At 46.0% G+C, this 839-nt stretch carries 1 protein-coding gene; it reads right to left on the reverse strand.

The genetic code is table 11. The features are described 5' to 3' along the window. The coding region (locus GVN22_RS28580) for a DUF11 domain-containing protein (RefSeq protein WP_166554177.1) at nucleotides 1-839 on the reverse strand (839 nt) is incomplete at both ends.

The raw sequence follows: 839 nt of genomic DNA on the forward strand, positions 1-839 counted from the left end.
TGTAAGTTCGTCGCCAAAACATCCGTTACTGTTATCGTACCACTCGTCGCTGCATTTCCGGTGTTGTTTACCGTCAAAGTATAGTTGAAATTCGTGCCTACGGTCGCCGTTACTGGTCCTGACTTCACAATCGAAATACTTGGTTTCGGTGTTGGGTTAATCGTTGTCGTTACTGGATTTGATGGTTTTGGTGTCGTACTTGGGTCTCCACCACCACTCACATACGCTGTGTTGATGGCTGGTGAGCTCGCCGCACTTACTGCCTGTACCGTCAAGATGATGTTTGAGTTGGCATTCACAATGATGGATGCACTACTCGTACAAGTCACCAACTGACCACTCGCACTACAACTCCAAACGCTACCTGCACTACTTGAACCTACAAAGGCTATGCCTGTTGGTAAATTGTCTGTTACGGTAATCAATCCACTAGTACCTGCTGTACCATTGTTACTTACTGTTAAAGTATAATCAAAATTACTACCCACGGTTACTGACGATGGTCCTGCTTTAGCTATCACTAGATTTGGTTTAGCTGGTTCATTAATCACTGTCGTTACTGGATTTGATGGTCGTTTGGCTACGATGTCTCCACCACCACTTACCCATGCTTTGTTCACGACGGTACCCGTCACTGAGCTTACTACTGTCAAGTTCAATGAGCTACTACCACCTGCTGCGATACCTGTCGTCGTTGTACAACTTACCAACACTCTACCACCTGCTAGCGTACTACTGCTACAACTCCATCCTGAACCTGAGCCTGATACAAAACTCAATCCCGTAGCCAAGGTATCACTCACCACAGTTGTTCCAAAGGTACTTGTCGTTCCGCTATT

Source organism: Cellulophaga sp. BC115SP (genome assembly GCF_009905545.1).
GTDB classification, from domain to species: domain Bacteria; phylum Bacteroidota; class Bacteroidia; order Cytophagales; family Spirosomataceae; genus Flectobacillus; species Flectobacillus rivi.